General features: G+C 74.3%; 20 protein-coding genes. 15 read left to right on the top strand and 5 right to left on the bottom strand.

Annotated elements, in window-relative coordinates:
• The first annotated feature begins 48 nt into the window (after nt 1–48).
• Complete coding sequence (locus ACFLFB_RS10955; RefSeq protein WP_392542209.1) at nt 49–1,308, top strand: class I SAM-dependent methyltransferase; 1,260 nt, start codon at nt 49–51, stop codon at nt 1,306–1,308.
• 10 nt (nt 1,309–1,318) lie between these two features.
• Here the strand turns inward: ACFLFB_RS10955 and ACFLFB_RS10950 are convergent, their stop codons facing one another.
• Nucleotides 1,319–1,993: a TetR/AcrR family transcriptional regulator gene (locus tag ACFLFB_RS10950; protein ID WP_392542208.1), complete on the bottom strand. Its 675-nt coding sequence runs from the start codon at nt 1,991–1,993 to the stop codon at nt 1,319–1,321.
• Nucleotides 1,994–2,102: 109 nt separating this feature from the next.
• Between ACFLFB_RS10950 and ACFLFB_RS10945 the strand changes: the two genes are divergently transcribed.
• From ACFLFB_RS10945 to ACFLFB_RS10930, 4 genes are read left to right on the top strand one after another with little or no spacing between them, the layout of a single operon-like run.
• Nucleotides 2,103–3,386 carry an acetyl-CoA C-acetyltransferase gene (locus ACFLFB_RS10945; RefSeq protein WP_392542207.1) on the top strand — a complete coding sequence of 428 codons (1,284 nt, stop codon included), beginning with the start codon at nt 2,103–2,105 and terminating at the stop codon, nt 3,384–3,386.
• Between the two features lies 1 nt (nt 3,387).
• The gene (locus ACFLFB_RS10940) at nt 3,388–4,740 is read left to right on the top strand and encodes a 3-oxoacyl-ACP reductase (RefSeq protein WP_392542206.1); all 1,353 of its coding nucleotides are present in this window, start codon (nt 3,388–3,390) and stop codon (nt 4,738–4,740) included.
• A 1-nt stretch (nt 4,741) separates the two neighbouring features.
• Entirely contained in the window at nt 4,742–5,593 is an 852-nt protein-coding gene (locus ACFLFB_RS10935; RefSeq protein ID WP_392542205.1) for a MaoC/PaaZ C-terminal domain-containing protein, read from the top strand.
• 53 nt (nt 5,594–5,646) lie between these two features.
• Nucleotides 5,647–6,894, top strand: a complete 1,248-nt coding sequence (locus ACFLFB_RS10930; RefSeq protein ID WP_392542204.1) for an aromatic acid exporter family protein — start codon at nt 5,647–5,649, stop codon at nt 6,892–6,894.
• Here the strand turns inward: ACFLFB_RS10930 and ACFLFB_RS10925 are convergent.
• Nucleotides 6,866–8,752, bottom strand: coding sequence for an alpha/beta hydrolase family protein (locus ACFLFB_RS10925; RefSeq protein ID WP_392542203.1), 1,887 nt, complete (start codon nt 8,750–8,752; stop codon nt 6,866–6,868). The genes ACFLFB_RS10930 and ACFLFB_RS10925 overlap by 29 nt on opposite strands.
• Nucleotides 8,753–8,832: 80 nt before the next feature.
• Here ACFLFB_RS10925 and ACFLFB_RS10920 point away from each other — a divergent pair, with 80 nt between their 5' ends.
• From ACFLFB_RS10920 to ACFLFB_RS10905, 4 genes are all read left to right on the top strand, one after another.
• On the top strand, nt 8,833–9,846 hold the full coding sequence (locus tag ACFLFB_RS10920) for a phosphotransferase enzyme family protein (protein WP_392542202.1): 1,014 nt from the start codon (nt 8,833–8,835) through the stop codon (nt 9,844–9,846).
• A 112-nt stretch (nt 9,847–9,958) separates the two neighbouring features.
• The gene (gene thrS / locus ACFLFB_RS10915; protein ID WP_392542201.1) at nt 9,959–11,944 is read left to right on the top strand and encodes a threonine--tRNA ligase; all 1,986 of its coding nucleotides are present in this window, start codon (nt 9,959–9,961) and stop codon (nt 11,942–11,944) included.
• Nucleotides 11,945–12,416: 472 nt separating this feature from the next.
• On the top strand, nt 12,417–12,896 hold the full coding sequence (locus tag ACFLFB_RS10910) for a GNAT family N-acetyltransferase (RefSeq protein WP_392542200.1): 480 nt from the start codon (nt 12,417–12,419) through the stop codon (nt 12,894–12,896).
• Nucleotides 12,897–12,982: 86 nt separating this feature from the next.
• On the top strand, nt 12,983–13,810 hold the full coding sequence (locus tag ACFLFB_RS10905; protein ID WP_392542199.1) for an SDR family NAD(P)-dependent oxidoreductase: 828 nt from the start codon (nt 12,983–12,985) through the stop codon (nt 13,808–13,810).
• A 12-nt stretch (nt 13,811–13,822) separates the two neighbouring features.
• Here ACFLFB_RS10905 and ACFLFB_RS10900 read toward each other — a convergent pair whose 3' ends face one another.
• Complete coding sequence (locus ACFLFB_RS10900) at nt 13,823–14,281, bottom strand: GNAT family N-acetyltransferase (RefSeq protein WP_392542198.1); 459 nt, start codon at nt 14,279–14,281, stop codon at nt 13,823–13,825.
• 71 nt (nt 14,282–14,352) lie between these two features.
• On the opposite strand from ACFLFB_RS10900, the gene ACFLFB_RS10895 reads away from it, so the two are divergent.
• On the top strand, nt 14,353–14,928 hold the full coding sequence (locus ACFLFB_RS10895; protein ID WP_392542197.1) for an HIT family protein: 576 nt from the start codon (nt 14,353–14,355) through the stop codon (nt 14,926–14,928).
• 37 nt (nt 14,929–14,965) lie between these two features.
• Here the strand turns inward: ACFLFB_RS10895 and ACFLFB_RS10890 are convergent, their stop codons facing one another.
• Nucleotides 14,966–17,065 carry an elongation factor G gene (locus tag ACFLFB_RS10890; RefSeq protein ID WP_392542196.1) on the bottom strand — a complete coding sequence of 700 codons (2,100 nt, stop codon included), beginning with the start codon at nt 17,063–17,065 and terminating at the stop codon, nt 14,966–14,968.
• A 96-nt stretch (nt 17,066–17,161) separates the two neighbouring features.
• Here ACFLFB_RS10890 and pgsA point away from each other — a divergent pair, with 96 nt between their 5' ends.
• The 5 genes from pgsA (at nt 17,162) to pdxS (ending at nt 21,463) form a co-directional block, all read left to right on the top strand.
• Nucleotides 17,162–17,776, top strand: a complete 615-nt coding sequence (gene pgsA, locus ACFLFB_RS10885; RefSeq protein ID WP_392542195.1) for a phosphatidylinositol phosphate synthase — start codon at nt 17,162–17,164, stop codon at nt 17,774–17,776.
• Nucleotides 17,773–18,714, top strand: a complete 942-nt coding sequence (locus ACFLFB_RS10880) for a phosphatidylinositol mannoside acyltransferase (protein WP_392542194.1) — start codon at nt 17,773–17,775, stop codon at nt 18,712–18,714. The genes pgsA and ACFLFB_RS10880 overlap by 4 nt, the downstream gene beginning before the upstream one ends.
• The gene (locus ACFLFB_RS10875) at nt 18,711–19,898 is read left to right on the top strand and encodes a glycosyltransferase family 4 protein (protein ID WP_392542193.1); all 1,188 of its coding nucleotides are present in this window, start codon (nt 18,711–18,713) and stop codon (nt 19,896–19,898) included. The genes ACFLFB_RS10880 and ACFLFB_RS10875 overlap by 4 nt, the downstream gene beginning before the upstream one ends.
• Entirely contained in the window at nt 19,898–20,485 is a 588-nt protein-coding gene (locus ACFLFB_RS10870) for a hypothetical protein (protein WP_392542192.1), read from the top strand. Before ACFLFB_RS10875 ends, ACFLFB_RS10870 begins: the two co-directional genes overlap by 1 nt.
• Before the next feature lie 75 nt (nt 20,486–20,560).
• Nucleotides 20,561–21,463 carry a pyridoxal 5'-phosphate synthase lyase subunit PdxS gene (gene pdxS / locus ACFLFB_RS10865; protein WP_392542191.1) on the top strand — a complete coding sequence of 301 codons (903 nt, stop codon included), beginning with the start codon at nt 20,561–20,563 and terminating at the stop codon, nt 21,461–21,463.
• Between the two features lie 118 nt (nt 21,464–21,581).
• On the opposite strand, the gene kynU is transcribed toward pdxS, so the two are convergent.
• The gene (gene kynU, locus ACFLFB_RS10860; protein ID WP_392542190.1) at nt 21,582–22,820 is read right to left on the bottom strand and encodes a kynureninase; all 1,239 of its coding nucleotides are present in this window, start codon (nt 22,818–22,820) and stop codon (nt 21,582–21,584) included.
• Nucleotides 22,821–22,966 lie beyond the last annotated feature (146 nt).

The following is a 22,966-nucleotide window of genomic DNA, read 5'->3' as shown; positions in this document are numbered from 1 at the left end:
CCCGGCCCGCCGCCACCACCGACCACCTCACGGAGGGAGTGCACGTCCATGTCCATCGCCGAGCTCGTCGACGCCGTCGTCGACGGCCCACTGACCGTCGGCCTGCGTGCCTACGACGGGTCGTCCCTCGGACCGCCCGACGCCCCACGCACCCTGCGGCTGCGCACGCCCCGAGCCGTCGCCTACCTCGCCACCGCACCCGGCGACCTCGGGCTCGCCCGCGCCTACGTCGCCGGTGACCTCGAGATCGACGGGGTCCACCCCGGCGACCCGTACGACGTCCTCGTCGACCTCGCCGCGGTCCGGTTCCGCCGCCCCTCGCCCGCCACGGCGCTCGAGGCCGCCCGCGCCCTCGGGGTCCGCGGCCTCACCCCGCCGCCTCCGCCACCCCAGGAGCACCTGCCGCGGTGGCGGCGCGCCGCCGAGGGTCTGCGACACTCGGTCACCCGCGACGCCGAGGCGATCCACCGGCACTACGACGTCTCCAACCGGTTCTACGAGCTCGTCCTCGGCCCCACGATGGCCTACACCTGCGCCTGCTACCCCGACCGCGACGCGACGCTGGAACAGGCCCAGGAGAACAAGTTCCGGCTCGTGTTCGACAAGCTCGGGTTGCGCGAGGGTGACCGGCTCCTCGACATCGGCTGTGGCTGGGGCGGGATGGCCCGCCACGCGGCGCGGCGCGGCGTGCACGTCACGGGAGTCACCCTCTCGCGCGAGCAGGCGCAGTGGGCGCGCAAGGCCATCGCCGACGACGGACTCACCGACCTCGCGGAGGTCCGGCACGGCGACTACCGCGACGTCACCGAGACCGGCTTCGACGCCGTCTCGTCCATCGGGCTCACCGAGCACGTCGGCGTGCGCCAGTACCCGGCGTACTTCCGCTTCATCCGCGACCGGTTGCGCCCCGGAGGCACGCTGCTCAACCACTGCATCACCCGGCCGCACAACCGCCACCAGGAGATCGGGCCGTTCATCGACCGGTACGTCTTCCCCGACGGCGAGCTCACCGGCTCGGGGCGGATCATCAGCGCCGCGCAGGACACCGGGCTCGAGGTGCTCCACGAGGAGAACCTGCGGCCGCACTACGCGCTGACCCTCGCCCAGTGGTGCGCCAACCTCGTCGCGAACTGGGACGAGTGCGTCGACGAGGTCGGCGAGGGCACCGCGCGGGTGTGGGGCCTGTACATGGCCGGCTCGCGGCTCGGCTTCGAGCGCGGCGAGGTGCAGCTGCACCAGGTGCTCGCGGTGCGGCCCCACGACGACGGGTCCACCGGGCTGCCGCTGCGGCCGTGGTGGCGGGGCTGAGGACGTGGGGTCAGCGGGTGGGGGTGGCGGGGAGACCCGCCAGCGAGCCGAGGCCGTCCCACACGAGCCGGGTGAGGTCATCGGCGAGCTCGTCGCTGCTCTGGCCGCCGTCGGCGCCGCCCGCCGCCAGCCACGCGTCGGCGGTGGCCCGCACCATCCCGACCACCGCGACACCCCAGAGCCGCGGGGTGGGGGAGGCACCGTCGGCCCCGAGCCCCGTGCCGACGAGGTCGGCCACGTGCCGGGCGATGCGGTCGGTCATGCCGGCGGCGACGTCGCCGCTCGGTCGCTCGCCGGGCGGGACGATGGGGGCCGTGACGATGAAGCGGTACACCTCCGGGTCGGTCTCGACGAGGTGGAGGTAGGCGGCGATGACGGCCCGCACCCGCGAGCGCGCCGTGCCGCCCTCGCCGCCGGGGGAGTCCGCGGCCCGGGTGAGGTCGCGCACGATGGTGGCGTCGACCCGCTCGGCCACCGCGGTCCACAGGCCGGCGCGGTCGGCGAAGTGGCGGTAGAAGACGGTCTTGGAGGTGCCCGCCACGGTGGCCACCTCGTCCATGCCGACACCGGCGCCGTGGTCGCGGACCGCGCGCAGGGTCGCCTCCACCAGCTCGGCACGACGGGCGAGCCGGTGCTCGTCCCACCGCGAGCTGCGCCCGTCGGGCGTGGCGCGCGTCTCGGTCATGCCCCGGACCGTAGCAGGAACCAGCGGTACCTGTTACCGTCCGTACCGGATACCCCGTCGCGGCCGACCGGCCGCCGACCGGGCCCCGACGAACCCAAGGAGCCTGCCCGTGGCCACCACCCGCCGCACCGCCGTCCTCGGCGGCAACCGGATCCCCTTCGCCCGCCAGTTCGGCGCGTACGCCGAGGCGTCGAACCAGGACATGCTCACCGCGGCCATCGAGGGGCTCGTGGCCCGGTACGGGCTGGCGGGGGAGCGGCTCGGCGAGGTCGTGGCGGGCGCCGTCATCAAGCACACCCGCGACTTCAACCTCACCCGTGAGGCCGTCCTCGGGTCGAGCCTGGCGCCGACCACGCCGGCGTACGACGTCACCCAGGCGTGCGGGACCGGGCTCGAGGCCGCCATCCTCCTCGCGAACAAGATCGCGCTCGGCCAGGCCGACTCCGGCATCGCCGGTGGGGTCGACTCCGCCTCGGACGCGCCGATCGTCGTGCCCGAGCGCCTGCGCCGCAAGCTCCTGCGCCTCAACCGCGCCAAGACCCCGGCCGACCGCGCCAGGGCCGCGCTCACGCTGCGCCCCACCGACCTCGGCGTCCAGGTGCCCGGCACCACGGAGCCGCGCACCGGGATGACGATGGGCGAGCACATGGCCATCACCGCCGAGCGCTGGGGCATCACCCGCGAGGCCCAGGACGAGCTGGCCCTGGCCAGCCACCACAACCTCGCCGCCGCCTACGACCGCGGCTTCTTCGACGACCTCCTCACCCCGTACCTCGGGCTCACCCGCGACCAGAACCTGCGCGCCGACACGACCCTGGAGAAGCTCGGCTCGCTCAGGACGGTCTTCGGCACGGGCGAGGGCGCCACGATGACGGCCGGCAACTCCACCCCGCTCACCGACGGCGCCTCTGCGGTGCTGCTCGGCTCGGAGGAGTGGGCGGCCGCCCACGGCCTCAAGCCGCTGGCCTGGCTCGTCGACGGCGAGACCAGCTCGGTCGACTACGTCACCGGCGACGAGGGCCTGCTCATGGCCCCGGCCTACGCCGTCCCGCGGCTCCTCGACCGCCACGGACTGAGCCTGCAGGACTTCGACCTCTACGAGATCCACGAGGCCTTCGCGGCCACCGTGCTGGCCACCATGGCGGCCTGGGAGAGCGAGCAGTTCTGCCGTGAGCGCCTCGGCCGCGAGACCCCGCTCGGCGCCATCGACCGCGCGAAGCTCAACGTCAGCGGCTCCTCGCTGGCCGCCGGACACCCGTTCGCGGCCACCGGCGGACGGATCGTCGCGACCCTCGCCAAGCTCCTCCACGAGAAGGGCCCCGGCACGCGCGGGCTCATCTCCATCTGCGCCGCCGGCGGGCAGGGCGTCGTCGCGATCCTCGAGGCGGCCTGACATGGCGCACCGCGACGGGTACACCGCCTTCGTGTCGTCCACCGCGGGTCGGCGGATCGCCGGCACCCTCGGCCTGCCCCAGCCGGTGGCGCTGCGCCGTCACGTGGCGGGGCGCCCGCTGCTCGACGGGCCCCTCCTCGTGGGCGGACACGGCGACACCCCGGCGCTCGCCGCCCTGCGTGACGGCCTCACCGCCGCAGGGGCCGCCCTCGTCGAGGACGTGCCGGACGAGCCGCGCCTGGGTGGCGTGGTCGTCGACCTCAGCGCCGCCGAGGGACCGGCCGACCTCGAATCGCTGCGCGCCACCCTCGCCCCGGCGCTGAAGCGGCTGGGCCGGTGCGCCCGCGTCGTCGTCATCGGCCGGGACCCCGCCCTCGCCACGAGCGCAGCGCAGCGGGCCGCCCGCCGCGCCCTCGAGGGCATCACCCGCTCGGTCGCCAAGGAGCTGCGGGCCGGCGCCACGGCCAACGTCGTGCTCGTCGCCGACGGTGCCGAGGCCAACGCCCTGGGCACCGTGACCTTCCTCCTCTCGGCCCGGTCCGCCTACGTCGACGGGCAGGTCCTGCGCGTCGGTGCCGGGTCGGCGACCGCTGCCCCCGCCGACGCCGAGCGCGCCCTCGAGGGCACGGTCGCCGTCGTCACCGGGGCCGCCCGCGGCATCGGCGCCGACATCGCCCGCACCCTCGGGCGCGACGGCGCCACCGTCGTCTGCGTCGACATCCCCGCGGCGGGCGCCCAGCTCGCGGCCGTCGCCAACGAGGTCGGCGGTACGGCCCTGCAGGTCGACGTCACCGCGCCCGACGCCGGCCGCCGCATCCTCGAGCACGCCACCTCGCGCCACGGGGGGCTCGACGTCGTCGTCCACAACGCCGGCATCACCCGCGACAAGCTCCTCGCCAACACCGACGCCGAGCGCTGGGCGGGGGTCCTCGAGGTCAACCTCCTCTCCATCCTGCGGATGAACGAGGCGCTCCTCGGGTCCGACGGGCTGCGCGACGGCGGCCGCATCGTCCTCGTCAGCTCGATCGCCGGCATCGCGGGCAACCGCGGCCAGTCCAACTACGCGGCCTCCAAGGCGGGCGTCATCGGGCTCGTCGACGCGTACGCCGCCGACGACGACCTGCGCGCCCGCGGCATCACGGTCAACGCCGTCGCACCGGGCTTCATCGAGACCGAGATGACCGCCCGCATCCCGCTGGCCACCCGCGAGATCGGCCGCCGGCTCAACAGCCTCAACCAGGGCGGCCTGCCCGTCGACGTCGCGGAGACCATCGCGTTCTTCGCCGCGCCGCAGCAGGCGACCGCGTCCGGCAACGTCGTGCGCGTCTGCGGCCAGAGCCTGCTGGGCGCCTGACGTGGCGGTCGAGACCCTGGGCGCGGTGCCGGCCGCCGGCCCGCTGCTCGTCCGGGCCGCGGTCACGGCCCGGGGCCGGCACGGCGACACCGTGCCCGACCGCACGCTGCGGGTCGAGGAGGTGCGGGTCGACCGCTCCCGCCTCGCCGCGTACCAGCGGCTGTGCGGGTACGACGTCGCCGACACCCTGCCCCAGCCCTACCCGTGGGTGCTGGCGTTCCCGCTCCAGACCGCCCTGATGACGCGGGCCGACTTCCCGCTGCCCCTGCCCGGCATGGTCCACCTCGGCAACGACGTGCGCACCCACCGCGCCCTCACGGCCGACGACCTGCTCACCCTGTCGGTCACCGCGGGCGAGGTCCGTCCGCACCGGCGGGGCCGGACCCTCGACGTCCGCCTCGAGGCCCACGTCTACGGCGAGCTCGTCTGGGAGTGCGACAGCACCTACCTCAGCCGCGGTCGCGGCACCGAGGCGGCGCCGAGCGGCGAGTCACCGCCGCAGGCCCCCGCGGGACCTCCCGTCGCCCGCTGGCGGCTGCCCGACGACCTCGGCCGGTCGTACGCCGCGGTCTCCGGCGACGTCAACCCGATCCACCTGCACCCGCTCGGCGCGAAGGCGCTCGGCTTCCCGCGCCACCTCGCCCACGGGATGTGGACGTGGTCGCGCAGCCTGGCCGCGCTGGGCCGCACCTCGCTCGGTCCGTCGAACAGCAGGGTCTGGTTCACCAAGCCCGTCTTCCTCCCGGGGACCGTCGAGCTCGTCCGCACCAGGGGCGCCGGGCCCGTCACGGCAGCGCTGCGCTCGGCGAAGGACCCGGCCACGACCCACCTCGTGCTCACCCTCGGGGCCTGAGACCCGGCTGAGCGCCGGACCGGTCACCACCGTCGCGGCAGTACGGTCGCGAGATGGGCGACCCGAGCACGACCGACCGACCGGCGTCGTGGGTCGACCGGCTCGACCTTCGGGTGTCGGTGGCCCGCGACCGCTTCCGGCTGCGGCTGGAGGGGCCGGGCACGGAGCCCGGCGGTGGCCTCCTCATGCTCAAGGCGGCGATCGCGACCGTCCTCGCCTGGCAGCTGGCCGTGCACGTCCTCGACAGCAACACGCCGTTCTACGCCCCGATGTCGGCGCTGCTCGTCGTCGACCGCACCATCGTGCGGTCGTTCCGGGCCAGCACGAAGCGCGTGGCGGCCGTCGTCCTCGGGATGAGCGCGGCCTGGCTCGTCGGCTCGCAGGTCGGCGTGACGTGGTGGTCGATGATCCCCGTGATGCTCGTCGCGACCCTCATCGGGCGCTGGAAGGCGCTGGGGGAGCACGCGATCCAGGTGCCGACCATGGTCCTGCTCTCGCTGCTCACGGTGCAGGGCACCGACACCGACTTCACCTTCCTCACCATCGTCGAGACCGCCCTGGGCGGGCTGGTCGGCGTCCTCGTCAACGCCGTCGTCCTCGCCCCGATGCACCTCACCTGGCCCCGCCGCGAGCTGCGCGCCCTCACCGACCGGCTGCAGGCGCTGCTCTCCGACGTGGCCGACGGCCTGCGCGAGGGGTACGACGGCGACCGGGCCCGCGCCTGGTACCAGGAGGCCGCCCTCATCGGGCGGCGGGCGCCGGAGGTCCTCGAGGTCGTCGAGACCGGGCGGGAGAGCACTCGCTGGAACCTGCGCCAGTGGCTGCGGCCAGCGCAGATCGACTGGGACGGCTACCGCTGGACCGCGGAGACCGTGGAGCACGCGCAGTGGCAGGTGGCGGGGATCGCCCGCACCCTCGTCGACGCCGCGGAAGGGCTGGACTGGCAGCCGAGCCCGGCGGCCGACTGGCTCGCCGACTACGCCCACGTCCTCGACGAGATCGGGGCGGCGATCGGCAGCTTCGGGGTCCGCACCGACGAGGCGCGCGCCGAGATCCAGGAGCACGCGGACCGCGCCCTCACGGCCCTGCGCGAGCTGAGCGACCGGGTGCGCGACACCCGGCTCGAGGACCCGGCGGCCTGGCCCGCCTACGGCGCCCTCGTCCTCGACGCCGAGCGCCTGGTCCGCGACCTGCACGCGCGCAACGAGCACGCCGCGGTGCCCACCGACACCGGACCGCTGCGCGGCCCCCTCGTCGTGGACCTGCCCGGGGTCAGTCCGTCCCCGCCCCCAGGGCCATGACGCGGGCGTAGAAGGCGAGCTCGCGGGTCAGGGCGTCGATGATGGTGCCCGCCTGGCGGAAGCCGTGGCCCTCACCCGGGTAGACGACGAGCTCGACCTCGCGCCCGGCCTTGGTCATCGCCTCGGCCATGACCTCGGCCTGGGCCAGCGGGACGACGAGGTCGTCCTCGCCCTGGAGCAGGAGGAGCTCGCCGTGCAGCGCGTCGACGTGGTGCAGCGGCGAGCGCTCGCGGTACACCGCGGCACCCTCGGGCAGCGGGGCGACGAGGGTGTCGAGGTAGCGCGACTCGAACTTGTGGGTGTGCTCGGCGAGCGCGGTGAGGTCGGCGACCCCGAACAGGCTGGTGCCGGCCGCGAACGCGGTGCTCGTCGTCATCGAGCGCAGCACGGAGTAGCCCCCGGCGCTGCCGCCGCGGATGGCGAGGCGGGTGGGGTCCACCAGCCCGGCCGACGCGAGGGAGAGGGCGCCGGTGACCGTGTCGTCGATGTCGACGACGCCCCAGGAGCCGCGCAGCCGGTCGCGGTAGGCCCGCCCGAAGCCGGTGCTGCCGGAGTGGTTGACGTGGAGCACCGCCCAGCCGCGGGTGGTCCACAGCTGGGTGGCCGTGGCGAAGGTCGGCTCGGAGCGCGAGGTCGGGCCGCCGTGGACCATGACGAGCAGCGGCGGCAGCTCTCCCTCGGGTGCCGCGGTGTCGGTGAGGCGGGGCTCGTGGAGCAGGCCGTGGACCTCCTGCCCGGAGCCGTTGCGCCAGGTCCACTCGCGGGCGGGCGAGACGTCCCGGGCGTCGAGGGGGGCCTCGCCGGCGGTCGCGAGGACCTCGACCGCGCCGTCCAGGGGACCGCGCACGACCTCGGCCAGCCGGTCGGCGAGGCCGCGGCGCACCACGAGGTCGCCGTCGCTGACGTGGAGGTGGTCGAAGGTGACGCCCTCGACGTCGAGGGGGGTCGTCTCGCCGGTGCGGGCGTCGAGCAGGCCGAGCCGGGAGGTGTCGGCCTCCCACCAGCGCACGAGCGCGAGGTCGGCGTCGACGACGGCGAGGTCGACGACCCCCAGCACCCACTGCGGGGTGGCGTGGTCGGCCTCGGCGTCCTGCACCTCCACGGGACCCTCGCCGGAGTCGCGCTGGAGGGTCCACCAGCCCGAGGCGTCGGAGACGAACCACAGCGACCCGTCGGGGCCGAACTGCGGCTGGAGCACCGAGACGTCGTCGTGGGCGGAGACCACCGTGACGTCCTCGAGGCCGGCTGGCGTGAGCCTCCCGCGCATCAGCCGGGTGGTGTCCCACGGCATGTTCGGGTGGTCCCACGCGGTCCACGCGACGGCGGCGCCGTCGGGGGAGACGGTGGGCCGGCCGACGAAGTCGGCACCCGTCCACAGCACGTGACCGCCCTCGTCGTTGCCGCCGTGCAGGTCGAGGCGGACGAGCTCGTTGGCGGGCTCGGGCTCGCGGGAGTGGTCCTCGCGGACGGCGTAGACGTGGGCGCCGTGCAGCACGAGGCCGGCGTACCGCCACGGCCCCTGCGGGGTGATGGCGACCGGCTCGTCCTCGCCGCGGTCGAGCCGGCGCAGGCGACCGTCGTGGACGTGCGAGAACACGACGGTGCCGTCGGCGACGGCGTAGGCCCCGCCGCCGTACTCGTGGACGCGGGTGCGCACGTCCCACTCCTTCGGGAGGACGTCGTGCGTGCCCGAGGCGTCGTGGCGGACGAGGACGACCCGCCCGCCCTCGGTGGGGCGTCCCTCCAGCCAGTAGGTGTCGGCGCCGTCGGGCCGCACCTCGTCGAGGGTGACCTGGCCACCGGCCAGGTCCTCGGGCGCGAGCGGGGAGGGCCAGGTGCCGTGAGGGAGCAGACGCATGGGCCCGACCCTACGACCGTCGCACGACGCCCCGGGGGAATGAGCCGGCCCGGGTCGCGACCGCGTGGTTGGCTGAGCCGGTGAGCACCGGGACGACGCCGTACGAGGACCTCTGGGAGGAGGACCAGGTCGACGCGTTGCGGCCCCTCGCCGTGGCTGCGGCGGAGGAGTTCGGCCTCGAGGTCGCGGACGTCGACCTCGTCCTGCACGCGTACAACACGACCTTCTGCGTCGACACCACCGACGGCCGGCGCGTGGCGCTGCGCGTGGGGACCAACTCCAAGAGCACCCCGGCGAACGTCGTGGCGCAGCAGGCCTGGCAGCGGGCCATCACGCAGGACACCGACGTCCACGTCCCCGACCCGCTGCAGACCCCGTCGGGCGACTGGTTCGTCCGGGTCCCGTCGGAGGTCCTGGGGCGCGACGCCCTCGTGACGGGCGCGTCGTGGCTGGAGGGCGAGGACGCCCGCGACGGCTCCAGCGAGTGGGCCCACGAGCTGGGCCGTGCCATGGCCACGCTGCACCGGCACGCCGCGGCGTGGTCGCTGCCCGAGGGGGCCGAGCTGCCGCTGTTCGACACCCCGCTGCTGGGTGACGAGGACCTCCTCACGGCGGCGCTGGCCGACATCCCCGGGGCGAGCGAGGTCCTTGCCGAGGCCAGCACCCGCTCGGCCGCCTCCTTCGCCGCCCTCCACGCGGACGCCACGCCCATCGCGCTGCACGCCGACCTGCACGGGGGCAACCTCAAGTGGCACGACGGACGCCTGTCCGTCTTCGACTTCGACGACAGCGGGATGGGCATGCCGCTGCTCGACCTCGCGATCTCCACCTTCTACGTGCGACGGGCCGGTGCCGACGGCGAGCCGGCGCTGCGGGCGGGGTACGCGTCGGTCGCGCCCCTGCCCGACGGCCTGGACGCGCACCTCGAGCCGCTGGTCGCCGCGCGCCAGCTCCTGCTGGCCAACAGCCTGCTCGACTCCTCGACGGCGGCGCTGCGGGCGCAGGCGCAGGACTACCTGCACGTCACCGTCGCGCGGCTGCGGCACTGGCTCGACACCGGGCGCTTCGTCCTCGACCCGCCGCCGTCGGCCTGACGCGGAGGCCCCACCCGGGGGATCTCGTTCGCGGTGCCCCTGCGGCGCTCGTTACGCTGGCGGGTGCGTCCGGGACCCGGTCGCGACCACCCTCACCCAGGAGCCCATGCCCATGTCTGCCCAGATCACCGTCCACGTCGCCGGAAGCGAGCGATCGGTGGACCGGGGCACGACCGCGGGCGAGCTGTTCGAGGGAGACCGCACGGTCCTCGTCGCCCGTGTCGGCAGCGAGCTGCGCGACCTCGCGCACGTCCTGGCCGACGGCGACGTCGTCGAGCCGGTGACCGCGGGGGAGCAGGACGGCCTCGACGTGCTGCGCCACTCGGCCGCCCACGTCCTGGCCCAGGCGGTGCAGGAGCTGCACCCCTCGGCGCGCCTGGGCATCGGCCCGCCGATCCGCGACGGCTTCTACTACGACTTCGACGTCGAGACCCCGTTCACCCCGGACGACCTCAAGGCGCTGGAGAAGGTGATGCAGCGCATCGTCAACGAGGGCCAGACCTTCCACCGCCGTGAGATCAGTGACGACGACGCCCTCGTCGAGCTGGCCGGCGAGCCGTACAAGTGCGAGCTCATCGGCCTCAAGGGCGGGGCATCCGAGGATGCGGCGGAAGGGGCCTCCGTCGAGGTGGGCGGTGCCCAGCTGACGATCTACGACAACGTGCGCCGCGACGGCAGCCGGGCGTGGGGCGACCTGTGCCGTGGCCCGCACGTGCCCTCGACCAAGGTCCTCGGCAACGCCTTCAAGCTGATGCGCAGCGCCGCCGCCTACTGGCGCGGCTCGGAGAAGAACCCGCAGCTGCAGCGCGTCTACGGCACGGCCTGGCCGACCAAGGACGAGATGAAGGCCTACCTCGACCGCCTGGCCGAGGCCGAGAAGCGCGACCACCGCAAGCTCGGCGCCGAGCTCGACCTGTTCAGCTTCCCCGACGAGCTCGGCTCCGGCATGGCCGTGTTCCACCCCAAGGGCGGGGTCATCAAGCGCGAGATGGAGGACTACGTCCGCCGCCGGCACATCGAGGAGGGGTTCGAGTACGTCGGGACCCCCCACATCAGCAAGGCCGGCCTGTTCCACACCTCCGGGCACCTGCCGTACTACGCCGACACGATGTTCCCGCCGATGGAGATGGAGCACGCCGAGTACCGCCTCAAGGCGATGAACTGCCCCATGCACAACCTCATCTTCCGCTCGCGCGGGCGTTCGTACCGCGAGCTGCCGATGCGGCTGTTCGAGTTCGGCTCGGTCTACCGGTTCGAGAAGTCGGGCGTCGTGCACGGCCTGACCCGGGTGCGGGCGATGACCCAGGACGACTCACACTCGTACGTGACGCCCGAGCAGGCGCCGTCCGAGATCGAGCACCTGCTGCGCTTCGTCACCGGCCTGCTCAAGGACTTCGGCCTCGACGACTACTACTTCGAGATCTCCACCCGGGCGACCGAGGGCGACAAGAAGGACAAGTTCATCGGGTCCGACGAGCAGTGGGAGGTCGCGACCTCGGTGCTGCGCGACACCGCGGCGCAGTTCGGCGTCGACCTCGTCGAGGACCCGGGTGGCGCGGCCTTCTACGGCCCGAAGATCAGCGTCCAGGCCCGCGACGCCATCGGCCGCACCTGGCAGATGTCGACGATCCAGTACGACTTCAACCAGCCGCACCGCTTCGGCCTGGAGTACCAGGCGGCCGACGGGTCCCGGCAGGAGCCGGTGATGATCCACTCGGCGAAGTTCGGCTCGATCGAGCGCTTCATCGGCGTGCTCGTCGAGCACTACGCGGGGGCGTTCCCGGTGTGGCTCTCGCCGGTGCAGGCGCTGGGGGTCCCGGTCGCCGAGGAGTTCGACGACTACCTCGGCGGCGTGCTGGCGAAGATGCGTGCGGCCGGCATCCGCACCGAGCTCGACGCGAGCGACGACCGGTTTCCCAAGAAGATCCGCAACGCGAGCAAGTCCAAGGTGCCCTTCGTGCTCATCGCGGGGGAGGACGACCGCTCGGCCGGCGCGGTGTCGTTCCGGTACCGCGACGGGTCGCAGAAGAACGGCGTGCCGGTGGACGACGCGATCGCCGAGATCACGGCGGCGATCGCCGACCGACGCCAGGTCTGACCCGGTCGTCGGTCGCGGTCGACGACAGCCGTGTCTCACGCGTCCCACCATTCGGGACGAGCGTGAGGGGTTGAGCGGGAGCTCGTCACGGCCGTCACGCGACACGCCGACGACACGCCGATCTCGAAAAGTCGTCCCGGAAATCTGCGCCAACGCACTTGCGGCGCACCAGAACGACGACTAGAAATATCCCACTCCACCACTTCGGTGGCGGAGGGATCGAGAGAAGGCCGAGCACCACGCCGAGGGGGCAACCCCACGGAGCCACCCGGTGATGAGGGTGGTGGGTGAGCGGAGTCCATCTCGTGAGACGCGGAGCATCATGCCGAGTCACTCGTGGGGCCCCGGAGACTCATACTCCCCGGGGCCCCACACCTTTGTGCCCGGGGGATGGGCGCGGGGGAGTCGGGGGAGGCCGCGGATCCGGCCGGATGCGGGCGCGAGGTGTGGGGCCGTGGGCCATGCTGGAGCCATGGACGACGCCGACGGGGTGCGGGTGCGCGAGGCCGTGCCGGCCGACGCGTTCTCGGTGGGGGCCCTGCACATCCAGGACGAGCGCGAGCGCGGCGGCACGGTCGCGCCCGGCTTCCTCGACGCGTTCGCCGACGCGTGGCTGCGCGACCGAGCCCGCCGCACGTGGATCGCCGAGGACGTCCGCGGCCGACCGCTCGGCGTCGTGCACGGCACGCGCGTGCAGAAGCTGCCGAGCACCCACCGGCCCGCCGACGCCTGGTTCCACGTCAGCCTGCTCTACGTCGCCGCCGACGTGCGCGGCCTGGGACTGGGGGAGCGGCTGCTGCGCGCCCTCCTCGACTGGGCGGCGACCGACCGGGTGACCCGCGTGCAGCTCAACGCGGTCCCGGAGGCCCGCACCCTGTACGAGCGGGTCGGCTTCGGCCCGCCGTCGGAGCGGCTGATGGAGCTCCGCCTCGCGTCACCACCCCCCGACTGACTGCGCTCAGCGACCGCGATCGACCCGGTTCCGCGTTCGCTGAGCGCAATGCGTCGGGGTGGGAGGAGGGTCCTAGGGTGGCGGGCATGAGCGAGCACGAGCACGAGCCGGTCTCCCGCGGCGTCCTGGTCACCGGTGCGTCCCGCGGGGTCGGGGCGGCCGTCGCCCGGGTCTTCGCCTCGATGGGCGACCGGGTCGTGGTGCACCACCGCGGCGCTGCGAGCCGCGACCTCGCCGACGCCGTGCTGGCCGGGCTCGAGGGCGACGGGCACGGCCGGGTCGCCGCCGACCTGTCCGACCCTGACGCGGTCCGCCGCCTGGCCGACGAGGCGGCCGACCTCCTGGGACGCGTCGACGTCCTCGTCAACAACGCCGCGATGATCGTGGCGCCCGAGACCGGGTCCGGCAGCCGCCGGGGCGACCACCCGCTCGACGAGACCTCGTACGAGGACTGGGTGCGGGTGTGGGAGCGCACCATCGCGACCAACCTCCTCGGGCCGGCCAACCTCACCTGGTGCGTCGCCCGGCAGATGATCGACACCCCGCCGGCGCCCGGTGTGTCCGTGGGGCGGGTCGTCAACGTGGGGTCGCGCGGCGCCTACCGGGGCGAGCCCGACATCCCGGCCTACGGCGCGAGCAAGGCCGCGCTGCACGCCTTCGGCCAGTCGATGGCGCAGCGGCTGGGCCGGTACGGCATCGCCGTCACGAGCATCGCACCGGGCTTCATCGGTACCGAGATGGCCGGGTACGCCCTCGAGGGCCCGGGCGGGGACGCCGTGCGCGCCCAGAGCCCGTTCGGCCGGGTGGCGACCCCGGAGGAGGTGGCGCAGGCGGTCTGCACGCTGGCCTCCCCGGGTGCCGAGTGGGCCTCGGGGGCCGTGGTCGACTTCAACGGGGCCAGCCACCTGCGCTGAGCGCCGCTGGGCTCAGGGGCGCCACGCGAGCCGCAGGTCCGGCGCACCCTCCTCGTTGTCGCCGTCGGTGCCGCCCACGACGTCGAACCCGTGGCGGGCGTAGAACCGCTGCGCGCCGGTGTTGCTGACGAACGTCCACAGCGCCAGGCCGTCCGGGCGCCGCTCCTTGGCCAGCTCGACGAGGCGCGAGCCCAGCCCGGCGCCCGTGTGGCCGGGGTCGACGTAGAGGTGCTCGAGGTCGCCGCTGTCGAGCACGAGCAGCGCGACCGGCGCGCCGTCGTCCTCGGCCAGCCAGACCTCCGCGTGCTCGACGAGGCCGGCGACGAACGGCAGCACGCTCCCGCGCGGGTGCACGGCCATCGGGATGGTGCCGCTGTTGGCCTCGCGGGTGCGCCAGAAGAGGTCGGCGAGGGCGGGGGCGTCGGCCGCGGTGGCCCGGCGCACGACGGGTCGGGTCTCCAGGGGGCGCACGGCTCCATCATGGCCGCGACACCACCGACCGGCCGCCGGGACGTCAGCGGTCGCGCACCTAGGATCGGGTCATGGAGCCGACGACGGAGCCCGCGGGCGCACCTGCCGGGCTGGTTGCCGAGTCCGCCGACGGCTTCGCGGGGGAGGGCGACGGCTTCGAGCGGCTCTGGACGCCGCACCGGATGGTCTACATCGCCGGCGACCGCCCCGACCCCGAAGGCGGCGACGGCTGCCCCTTCTGCACCGCCCCCGGCAAGGACGACGCCGAGGGGCTCGTCGTGCACCGCGGGGAGCACTGCTACGTGGTCATGAACCTCTTCCCGTACAACCCGGGACACGTCCTCGTCTGCCCGTACCGGCACGTGGCGCTGTACGTCGACCTCACCGACGAGGAGACCACCGAGTTCACCGCCCTCACCAAGGCGGCCATCGCGGCGCTCGAGTCGGCCTCGGCCCCGATGGGCTACAACCTCGGGATGAACCAGGGCGCCGTCGCCGGGGCCGGCGTGGCGGCGCACCTGCACCAGCACGTGGTGCCGCGCTGGGGCGGCGACGCGAACTTCCTCCCCATCGTCGCGCGCACCAAGGCGCTGCCGATGCTCCTCGAGGACGTCCGCTCGCGACTCGTCGCCCACTGGCCCGCCTGACCGGGCTGCGTCACCCGCGACCGGCAGGCGGCCGGTGTCAGGACGCGGCGCCGGCCAGGTGCTCGCGGGCGAGCCGGTCGGGGAGCTGCTCGTACCCGCGCAGCTCACGGTGGAAGCTGCCGGTGCCGTGGGTGATGGAGCGCAGCGCGATCGCGTAGTCGAGCAGCTCGAGCTGGGGGACCGCGGCCTCGAGGACCGAGCGCCCCGCCTCGTCGGGCGCCGGTGCCGAGCCGATGATCTGGCCACGGCGGGTGCCGATGTCGGTCATCACGGCGCCGAGGTAGTCGTCGTCGACGGTGACGCTCACCGTGTCGACCGGCTCGAGCAGGCACACGGTCGAGGGCGACGCGAGCTCGCGCAGGGCGAGCCCGGCGGCGGTCTGGAAGGCGATGTCCGAGGAGTCGACGGAGTGGGCCTTGCCGTCGGTGAGGGTCACCCGCACGTCGGTGACCGGCCACCCGGCGAGCAGCCCCTTGCCGAGCTGGTGGTGCACGCCCTTCTCGACGCTGCCGATGAACTGGCGCGGGACCGCACCGCCGACGACCTTCTCGGCGAACTCCACGCCGCTGCCGCGGGGGAGCGGCTCGAGGACGAGGTGGCAGACCGCGAACTGCCCGTGCCCGCCGGACTGCTTGACGTGCCGGCCCTGGGCCTCCGCCCGCGACGACGCCGTCTCGCGCATCGCCACCTTCATCGGCACCTGCTCGACGCCGACGTTGAAGCGCGAGCGCAGCCGCGACAGGACGAGGTCGAGGTGCGCCGGCCCGGTGGTCCACAGGACGACCTGCCCGGTGCCCCCGTCGTGCTCGATGCGCAGCGAGGGGTCCTCCGCCGCGAGCTCGCGGAAGGCCACCGGCATCCGGTCCTCGTCGGCGCGCGTCGCGGCCGCCACCGCCGCCGGCAGCAGCGCCTCGGGCAGCGCCCAGGGCGTGACGAGCAGCGGGGCGTCGGGGGAGGACAGCGTGTCGGAGGTCTGGGCGCTCGCGAGCTTGGTGACGACGACGACCTCGCCCGCCACGGCCTCGGCCCTGGTCAGCAGCTCGCCGTCGAGGGGTGAGGCGATGGCGCCGGGCCGGACGTCCTCGTCGTGCGGCGCGTGGCCCTCGCCGGTGGGCCCGCCGAGGAGCTCGAGGTGGCCCGAGACGTGCAGCGGCCGGTCGGCGCGCAACCGACCGGAGAACACGCGCACCAGGGACAGGTGGCCCACGTAGGGGTCGGACTCGGTGTGCACGACCTCGGCGACGAGGGGCCCGTCGGGGTCGGCCGTGATGGCGATGGGCGCGCCGCCGTCGACCGACGTCACCGTGGGCAGGGCGTGCAGGCCCGGGTGCGGGAACCCGGCCTCGACGAGGTGAAGGAGCACACCGACGCCGGCGCCGGTCTCGGCCGACACGGGGAGGACGGGGTGGAAGGTGCCGTGCGCCACCGCGGTGAGCAGGTCGTGTTCCAGCGTCGCGAAGTCGAGCTCCTCGCCCTCGAGGTAGCGGTCCATGAGGGCGCCGTCCTCGGACTCCTCGATGATCCCCTCGATCAGGGGTGGCCGGTAGGTGTCGAAGACGTCGGCGTGCTCGGGCCCGGCCGGGCGCACGGTGCGGCCGCCGGACCCGTAGTCGTGCAGCTCGCCGAGGAGGAGGTCGGCGATCGAGGTCACGGCACCGGCCGACCCCGCCACGGGGACCCCCAGGGGCTGGACCCCGGCACCGAAGTGGGCCCGGCAGTCCTCCAGGGTCGCGGCGAAGTCGGCGTCGCGGGCGTCGAGCTGGGTGATGACGACGGCCCGCGGCATCCCCACGAGCGCGCACTCGTGCCACAGGGCGCGGCTCTGGGCGTCGGCACCGTCCGCGGCCGAGACGACGAAGAGGGCGGCATCCGCCGCCCTCAGCCCTGCTCGCACCTCCCCGACGAAGTCGGGGTGACCCGGCGCGTCGAGGAGGGTCAGCACCACCCCTCCGGTGGCGACCGTCGCGGCCCGCAGCCCCGTCGTGGGCTCGGTGCGTCCCCGGGCCGACCTCCCCGCCACGCACTGCTCGACCACGTGGTCGAAGAGCCGGGACTTCCCCGAGCCGCTCGGGCCCACGAGGACGACGTTGCGGATGCCGGTCGTGCCGCTGACGCTGGGAGCCACGCTGCCGCTCATGGATCCACCATTCACCTGTCGGCCCGCGCGCACAAGGCGTGGTGGGCGGTCGGTGGCACGAAGGGCCCGCACCGCGCGGCTACGCTGGGCGGCACCATGCTGAACCGATACGCGCGCGCCTTCTTCACCACGGTGCTCACCCCCGTCGCCCGGCTGCTCGTCCGGCTCGGCATCAGCCCCGACGTCGTCACCGTCATCGGGACGCTGGGTGTCTGCTTCGGCGCGCTCGCGTTCTACCCACGCGGGGAGTTCCTCGTGGGCACCCTCGTCATCACCGCGTTCGTCTTCTCCGACACCGTCGACGGGATCATGGCGCGGATGAAGGACCGGTCCGGCCGGTGGGGCGCCTACCTCGACTCCACCCTCGACCGGGTCGGTGACGCGGCCATCTTCGGCGGGCTCGTCCTCTGGTACGCGGGCAACGGCGACGAGGCCTACATGGCCGCGCTCGCCCTGGCCTGCCTCATCCTGGGCAGCGTCGTCTCGTACGCGAAGGCGCGGGCCGAGGGCCTGGGCATGACCGCCGACGTCGGCATCGCCGAGCGCGCCGACCGGCTCGTCGTCGTCCTCGTCGCCACCGGGCTCACCGGCCTGTTCCACCTCCCCACGGTCGTCCTCGGCGTCGTCCTCGCCCTGCTGGCCCTGGCCAGCCTGGTCACGGTGGTCCAGCGGATGCTCGCCGTGCGCAAGCAGGCGCTGAGCGCGGCGTGAGCCTGCTGCCCGCCGGCCTCGGCGACGCGCTCGCCCTCGCGGGACACCGGGTGGGCTGGGGCGCCGTGCGCCGGCTGCCCGAGCGGGTCGCCTACCGGCTGTTCGAGGTCGCGGCCGACGTCACCGTCGCGCGCGGGGGAGCGGCGCGGATGCGCTCGAACTACGCCCGCGTGCGCCCCGACCTCGACGACGCCGCGCTCGACGCCCTGACGAAGGACGGCATGCGCCGCTACCTGCGGTACTACTGCGAGGCCTTCCGCCTGCCCGAGCTCGGCCCCGACGACATCCTCGCCCGGGTTCGGGTCGAGGGTGACGGGCCGGTGCGCGAGGTCATCGACGGCGGCGGGTCGGTCATCGCCTTCCTCGGCCACCTCGGCAACTGGGACCTCGCCGGCGCCTGGGGCGCGGTCTTCCTCGGCCAGGTCACCACGGTGGCCGAGCGGCTGGAGCCCGAGGAGGTCTTCGAGGAGTTCCTCGCGTTCCGCGAGGGCCTGGGGATGACGATCATCCCGCTCACCGGGTCGGGCAACCCGTTCCCCGCGCTGCGCGAGGCAGCCCGGCGGCCCGGCATCATCCCGCTGCTCGCCGACCGCGACCTCACCTCCAAGGGCGTCGTCGTCGACTTCTGCGGCCAGCCCGCCCGGATGGCGCCAGGCCCCGCCGCGCTCGCCCTCACCGAACGCCGGCCGTTGCACCCCGTCTCGATCCGCCACGAGCCGCGGGGCCGCGGCTGGGGCATCGTCATCACCTTCCACCCGCCCGTCGCCGTGCCGGAGTCGGGCACCACGCGCGAGAAGGTGACCGCGATGACGCAGGCGTGCGCCGACGTCCTCGGGGAGGCCGTGCGCGAGCACCCGGCCGACTGGCACATGCTCCAGCGCGTCTTCCTCGCCGACCTCGACCCCGCGCGCCTCGCCGCCACGGAGGCCGCACGGTGAGGATCGGGATGGTCTGCCCCTACGCCTGGGACGTCCCCGGCGGGGTCCAGTTCCACGTGCGCGACCTCGCCGAGCACTTCATCGCCCAGGGCCACGACGTGCAGGTGCTCGCGCCCGCCGACGACGACCTCCCGCTGCCGCCGTACCTCACGTCGTGCGGGCGCGCGGTGCCGGTGCGCTACAACGGCTCGGTCGCGCGGCTCACCTTCGGGCCGGTCACGTCGGCGCGGGTCACCCGCTGGCTCGAGGCCGGCGACTTCGACGTGCTCCACCTCCACGAGCCGGTGACCCCGTCGGCCTCGGTGATGGCGCTGTGGGCCTCCACCGAGCCGGTGGTCGCGACCTTCCACACCTCCACCCCCCGCTCGCGCGCCCTGCACGCCGCGCACCCGCTGCTGCGCCCGTCGATGGAGAAGATCCGGGGGCGCATCGCCGTCTCCGAGGACGCCCGCGAGACCGTGCGCCGCCACCTGCGCGGCGAGGCCTTCATCATCCCCAACGGGGTCCACGTCGAGCGCTTCTCGAGCGCCGCGGTGAGCCCGGCGTGGGCCGGCACCCCCGAGCGGCCGACGCTGGCCTTCCTCGGCCGGGTCGACGAGCCGCGCAAGGGCCTCGCGGTCGCCCTGCGGGCACTGCCCGCCGTCCTCGACCGGTACCCCGGCGCGCGGCTGCTCGTCGCCGGTCCGGGCGACCCCTCCGACCTCCTCAAGGACGCCGACCCTCGGGCGGCGGCGGCCACCGAGGTCCTCGGGGCCGTCTCCGAGCCCGACAAGGCGGCCCTGCTGCGCTCGGTCGACGCCTACGTCGCGCCGCACCTCGGTGGCGAGAGCTTCGGCATCGTCCTCGTCGAGGCGATGGCGGCCGGCGCGCCGGTGGTGGCGTCCGACCTGTCCGCCTTCGCCGCTGTCCTCGACGGAGGGCGCACCGGCGTGCTGTTCGAGACGGGGTCGGAGGCGGCCCTCGCCGCGGCCCTGACCGGCGTCCTCGACGACCCAGAGCGGCGCGCGGAGCTGACGGCGGCCGGCCACCAGCGGGCACGCGTCTTCGACTGGGACGTGGTCGCCGACCGCGTCATGGCGGTGTACGAGACGGTCATCGAGGGGGCCGGCGCCGAGCCCGACGGCACCGCCCCGCGCGGCCTGTGGGGCCGCCTCGTCCGTGGCGGGCCGGGAGGCGGTTCCTGATGGTGGACGTGCTGCAGCTGGCGACCTTCCTCGTCATCCTCGTCATCGGGGTGGCCTGGTACCTCTCCTACTCGGCCGCGCGGCTCGACCGGCTGCACGCCAAGGTCGAGGGCGCGATGTCGGCCCTCGACGCGCAGCTGGTCCGGCGTGCCGAGGCCGCGCTCGAGCTCGCGAACAGCGGTGCCCTGGAGCCCGCCAGCGCCCTGCTCGTCGTCGACGCCGCCACCGAGTCGCTCGAGCGCACCACCGAGCAACCGGTCGACCACGACCTGCTCGACGGGCAGCACTTCGGCGGGCGCGAGCACGTCGAGAGCGACCTCAGCGCGGTGCTGCGGGCCGCCCTCACGGACGACGTCGTCGCGGCGGTGCGCGCCCTCGACGACGAGATGGGCTCGGAGGCCCTCGACCGCCTCGCGGCCAGCGGCCTGCGCGTGCAGCTGGCCCGGCGCTTCCACTCCGACGCGACCCGCGAGGTGCGCCGGGTGCGGGCCAAGCAGACCGTGCGGATGTTCCGGCTCGCCGGCCACGCGGCCCTCCCCGAGCCGGTCGAGTTCGACGACGACCTGCCCGCCGCGCTGTCCTCCTGAGGCGTCCCTCACACCCGGTCCCGCGGGGCCGGACCGTGGTCGGCGGCCGCCTGCGGCGGCCCTAGACTGGTCGCCATGAGCGAGCAGCAGAACCCCCAGGGCACCGGCACCACCCGCGTCAAGCGCGGCATGGCCGAGATGCTCAAGGGCGGGGTCATCATGGACGTCGTCACCGCCGAGCAGGCCCGGATCGCCGAGGACGCCGGTGCGGTCGCCGTCATGGCCCTCGAGCGGGTCCCGGCCGACATCCGGGCGCAGGGCGGGGTGTCGCGGATGAGCGACCCCGACATGATCGACAGCATCATCGAGACCGTGTCGATCCCGGTCATGGCCAAGGCCCGCATCGGCCACTTCGTCGAGGCGCAGGTCCTGCAGAGCCTGGGCGTCGACTACATCGACGAGTCCGAGGTCCTCACCCCGGCCGACTACGCCAACCACATCGACAAGTGGAACTTCACCGTCCCGTTCGTCTGTGGCGCGACCAACCTCGGCGAGGCGCTGCGCCGCATCACCGAGGGCGCGGCGATGATCCGCTCCAAGGGTGAGGCCGGCACCGGCGACGTCTCCAACGCCACCACCCACATGCGCCAGATCCGCCAGCAGATCCGCCACCTGCAGAACCTCCCCGAGGACGAGCTGTACGTGGCGGCCAAGGAGCTCCAGGCGCCCTACGACCTCGTCAAGGAGGTCGCGCAGGCCGGCAAGCTCCCCGTCGTGCTGTTCACCGCCGGTGGCATCGCCACCCCGGCCGACGCCGCGATGATGATGCAGCTCGGCGCCGAGGGCGTGTTCGTCGGCTCCGGCATCTTCAAGTCGGGCAACCCGGCCCAGCGCGCCGAGGCGATCGTCCAGGCGACGACCTTCCACGACGACCCCGACGTCATCGCCAAGGTCTCGCGCGGCCTGGGCGAGGCGATGGTCGGCCTCAACGTCGACGAGATCCCGCAGCCGCACCGCCTGGCGGAACGCGGTTGGTGACCTGCTGCCGGGGCTGACGCCCTGGCTGCACCCGAGTTGTGAGCACTCCACCCCGGTTCTGAACCGGGGTGGAGTGCTCAGTGTCGGGATCACCCCGAACGTGGGCCAGCCAGGGGCGTCAGGTGACGGTGGCGCGGGTGCGGAACTCCTCGCGCTCGTACTCGCGCTCGTCGAGGACGTCGCGCAGGTGGTGCGCCGCGCGCAGGACGTCGCCGTGGGTCAGGTACAGCGGCGCGAAGCCGAGCCGGAGGATGTCGGGCTCGCGGAAGTCGCCCACCACCCCGCGGGCGATCAGGGCCTGCACCACGCCGTAGGCCTGCGGGTGGCGCACGCTCACCTGCGACCCTCGGCGGCTCGGTTCGCGCGGTGTGGCGACCTCGAGGTCGGGCAGCAGGGTGTCGAGGCACTCGATGAAGAAGCCGGTCAGCGACAGCGACCGCTCGCGGGCGTCGGCCACCGGCATCCCGTCGTAGGCGCGCAGGGCGGCCTCGAGCGCGAGGACGCCCAGCACGGGGGGCGTGCCCACCCGGCCGCGGGCGATGCCGGGGGCGGGGACGTAGTCGGGGGACATCGCGAACGGCGTCGCGTGCCCGTTCCAGCCGGCCAGCGGCTGGTCGAAGTCGTCGAGGTGGCGGTGCGCGACGTAGAGGAAGGCCGGCGCCCCGGGACCGCCGTTGAGGTACTTGTAGCCGCAGCCGACGGCGAGGTCGACCTCGTGGGCGTCGAGCCCGACGTCGAGGACACCCGCCGAGTGGCACAGGTCCCAGCAGACGAGGGCGCCCACCGCGTGGGCGGCCCGGGTGATGGCGGGCAGGTCCCACAGCTCGCCGGTGCGGTAGTCGACGGAGGAGTACGAGGCCAGCACGAGGTCGTCGCCGAGCTCGGCGATCCGGGCCATGGCGTCGTCCGGCGCCACCCTCTCGACGACGAGGCCGGCATCGCGCGCCGCGGCGTCGGTGACGTAGAGGTCGGTGGGGAAGGAGCCGGGGTCGGTGAGGACGACCCGTCGCCCCGGGCGCAGGCGTGACGCCCCCACGACCGCCTTGTAGAGGTTCACCGAGGTCGAGTCGGTGACGACGACCTGTCCCGGTGCGGCACCGATGAGCCGGCCGACGCGGTCGCCGACCCGTGTCGGGGCCTCCCACCAGCCCGCCTCGTTCCAGCTCTCGATGAGCCGGCTGCCCCACTGGCGGTGCACGACGTCGGCGACGGCCTCGGCCACCCCGGCCGGGAGGGCGCCGAGCGAGTTGCCGTCGAGGTAGACGACCCCGGGCGGGAGGCGGAACCGCCCGCGCAGGTCGGTGCCGGCGTGGGTGGCGTCGAGCTCGGTGGCGCGCTCGGTCAGCGGTGACGACATGCCCCGACCGTACCGGTGGCCCGTGACCTCCCCGACTCCGTGCGACTTGGGTGCGGTTCTGCGCCGTCGCCGGCCGGGAACCCGCACCGAAGTCGCACGAGGTCGATGACGCGGGGCGGGCGGCGGAGGGGTGCCGGGGTCGTCGG

Origin of the sequence: Oryzobacter telluris, assembly GCF_043099285.1 — a bacterium.
GTDB classification, from domain to species: Bacteria; Actinomycetota; Actinomycetes; order Actinomycetales; family Dermatophilaceae; genus Oryzobacter; species Oryzobacter telluris.
Note: the sequence above shows the minus strand (reverse complement) of the source record. Positions and strands in the feature narration are given on the sequence as shown.

What these genes read in the sequence shown, in the direction of transcription:
- pgsA (WP_392542195.1), top strand. Translation starts at nt 17,162, where the DNA reads ATGCTGAACCGATACGCGCGCGCCTTCTTCACCACGGTGCTCACCCCC.
- pdxS (WP_392542191.1), top strand. Translation starts at nt 20,561, where the DNA reads ATGAGCGAGCAGCAGAACCCCCAGGGCACCGGCACCACCCGCGTCAAG.
- ACFLFB_RS10950 (WP_392542208.1), bottom strand. Translation starts at nt 1,993, where the DNA reads ATGACCGAGACGCGCGCCACGCCCGACGGGCGCAGCTCGCGGTGGGAC.
- ACFLFB_RS10870 (WP_392542192.1), top strand. Translation starts at nt 19,898, where the DNA reads ATGGTGGACGTGCTGCAGCTGGCGACCTTCCTCGTCATCCTCGTCATC.
- ACFLFB_RS10925 (WP_392542203.1), bottom strand. Translation starts at nt 8,752, where the DNA reads ATGCGTCTGCTCCCTCACGGCACCTGGCCCTCCCCGCTCGCGCCCGAG.
- ACFLFB_RS10955 (WP_392542209.1), top strand. Translation starts at nt 49, where the DNA reads ATGTCCATCGCCGAGCTCGTCGACGCCGTCGTCGACGGCCCACTGACC.
- kynU (WP_392542190.1), bottom strand. Translation starts at nt 22,820, where the DNA reads ATGTCGTCACCGCTGACCGAGCGCGCCACCGAGCTCGACGCCACCCAC.
- ACFLFB_RS10905 (WP_392542199.1), top strand. Translation starts at nt 12,983, where the DNA reads ATGAGCGAGCACGAGCACGAGCCGGTCTCCCGCGGCGTCCTGGTCACC.
- ACFLFB_RS10890 (WP_392542196.1), bottom strand. Translation starts at nt 17,065, where the DNA reads ATGAGCGGCAGCGTGGCTCCCAGCGTCAGCGGCACGACCGGCATCCGC.
- ACFLFB_RS10940 (WP_392542206.1), top strand. Translation starts at nt 3,388, where the DNA reads ATGGCGCACCGCGACGGGTACACCGCCTTCGTGTCGTCCACCGCGGGT.
- ACFLFB_RS10895 (WP_392542197.1), top strand. Translation starts at nt 14,353, where the DNA reads ATGGAGCCGACGACGGAGCCCGCGGGCGCACCTGCCGGGCTGGTTGCC.
- ACFLFB_RS10930 (WP_392542204.1), top strand. Translation starts at nt 5,647, where the DNA reads ATGGGCGACCCGAGCACGACCGACCGACCGGCGTCGTGGGTCGACCGG.
- ACFLFB_RS10910 (WP_392542200.1), top strand. Translation starts at nt 12,417, where the DNA reads ATGGACGACGCCGACGGGGTGCGGGTGCGCGAGGCCGTGCCGGCCGAC.
- thrS (WP_392542201.1), top strand. Translation starts at nt 9,959, where the DNA reads ATGTCTGCCCAGATCACCGTCCACGTCGCCGGAAGCGAGCGATCGGTG.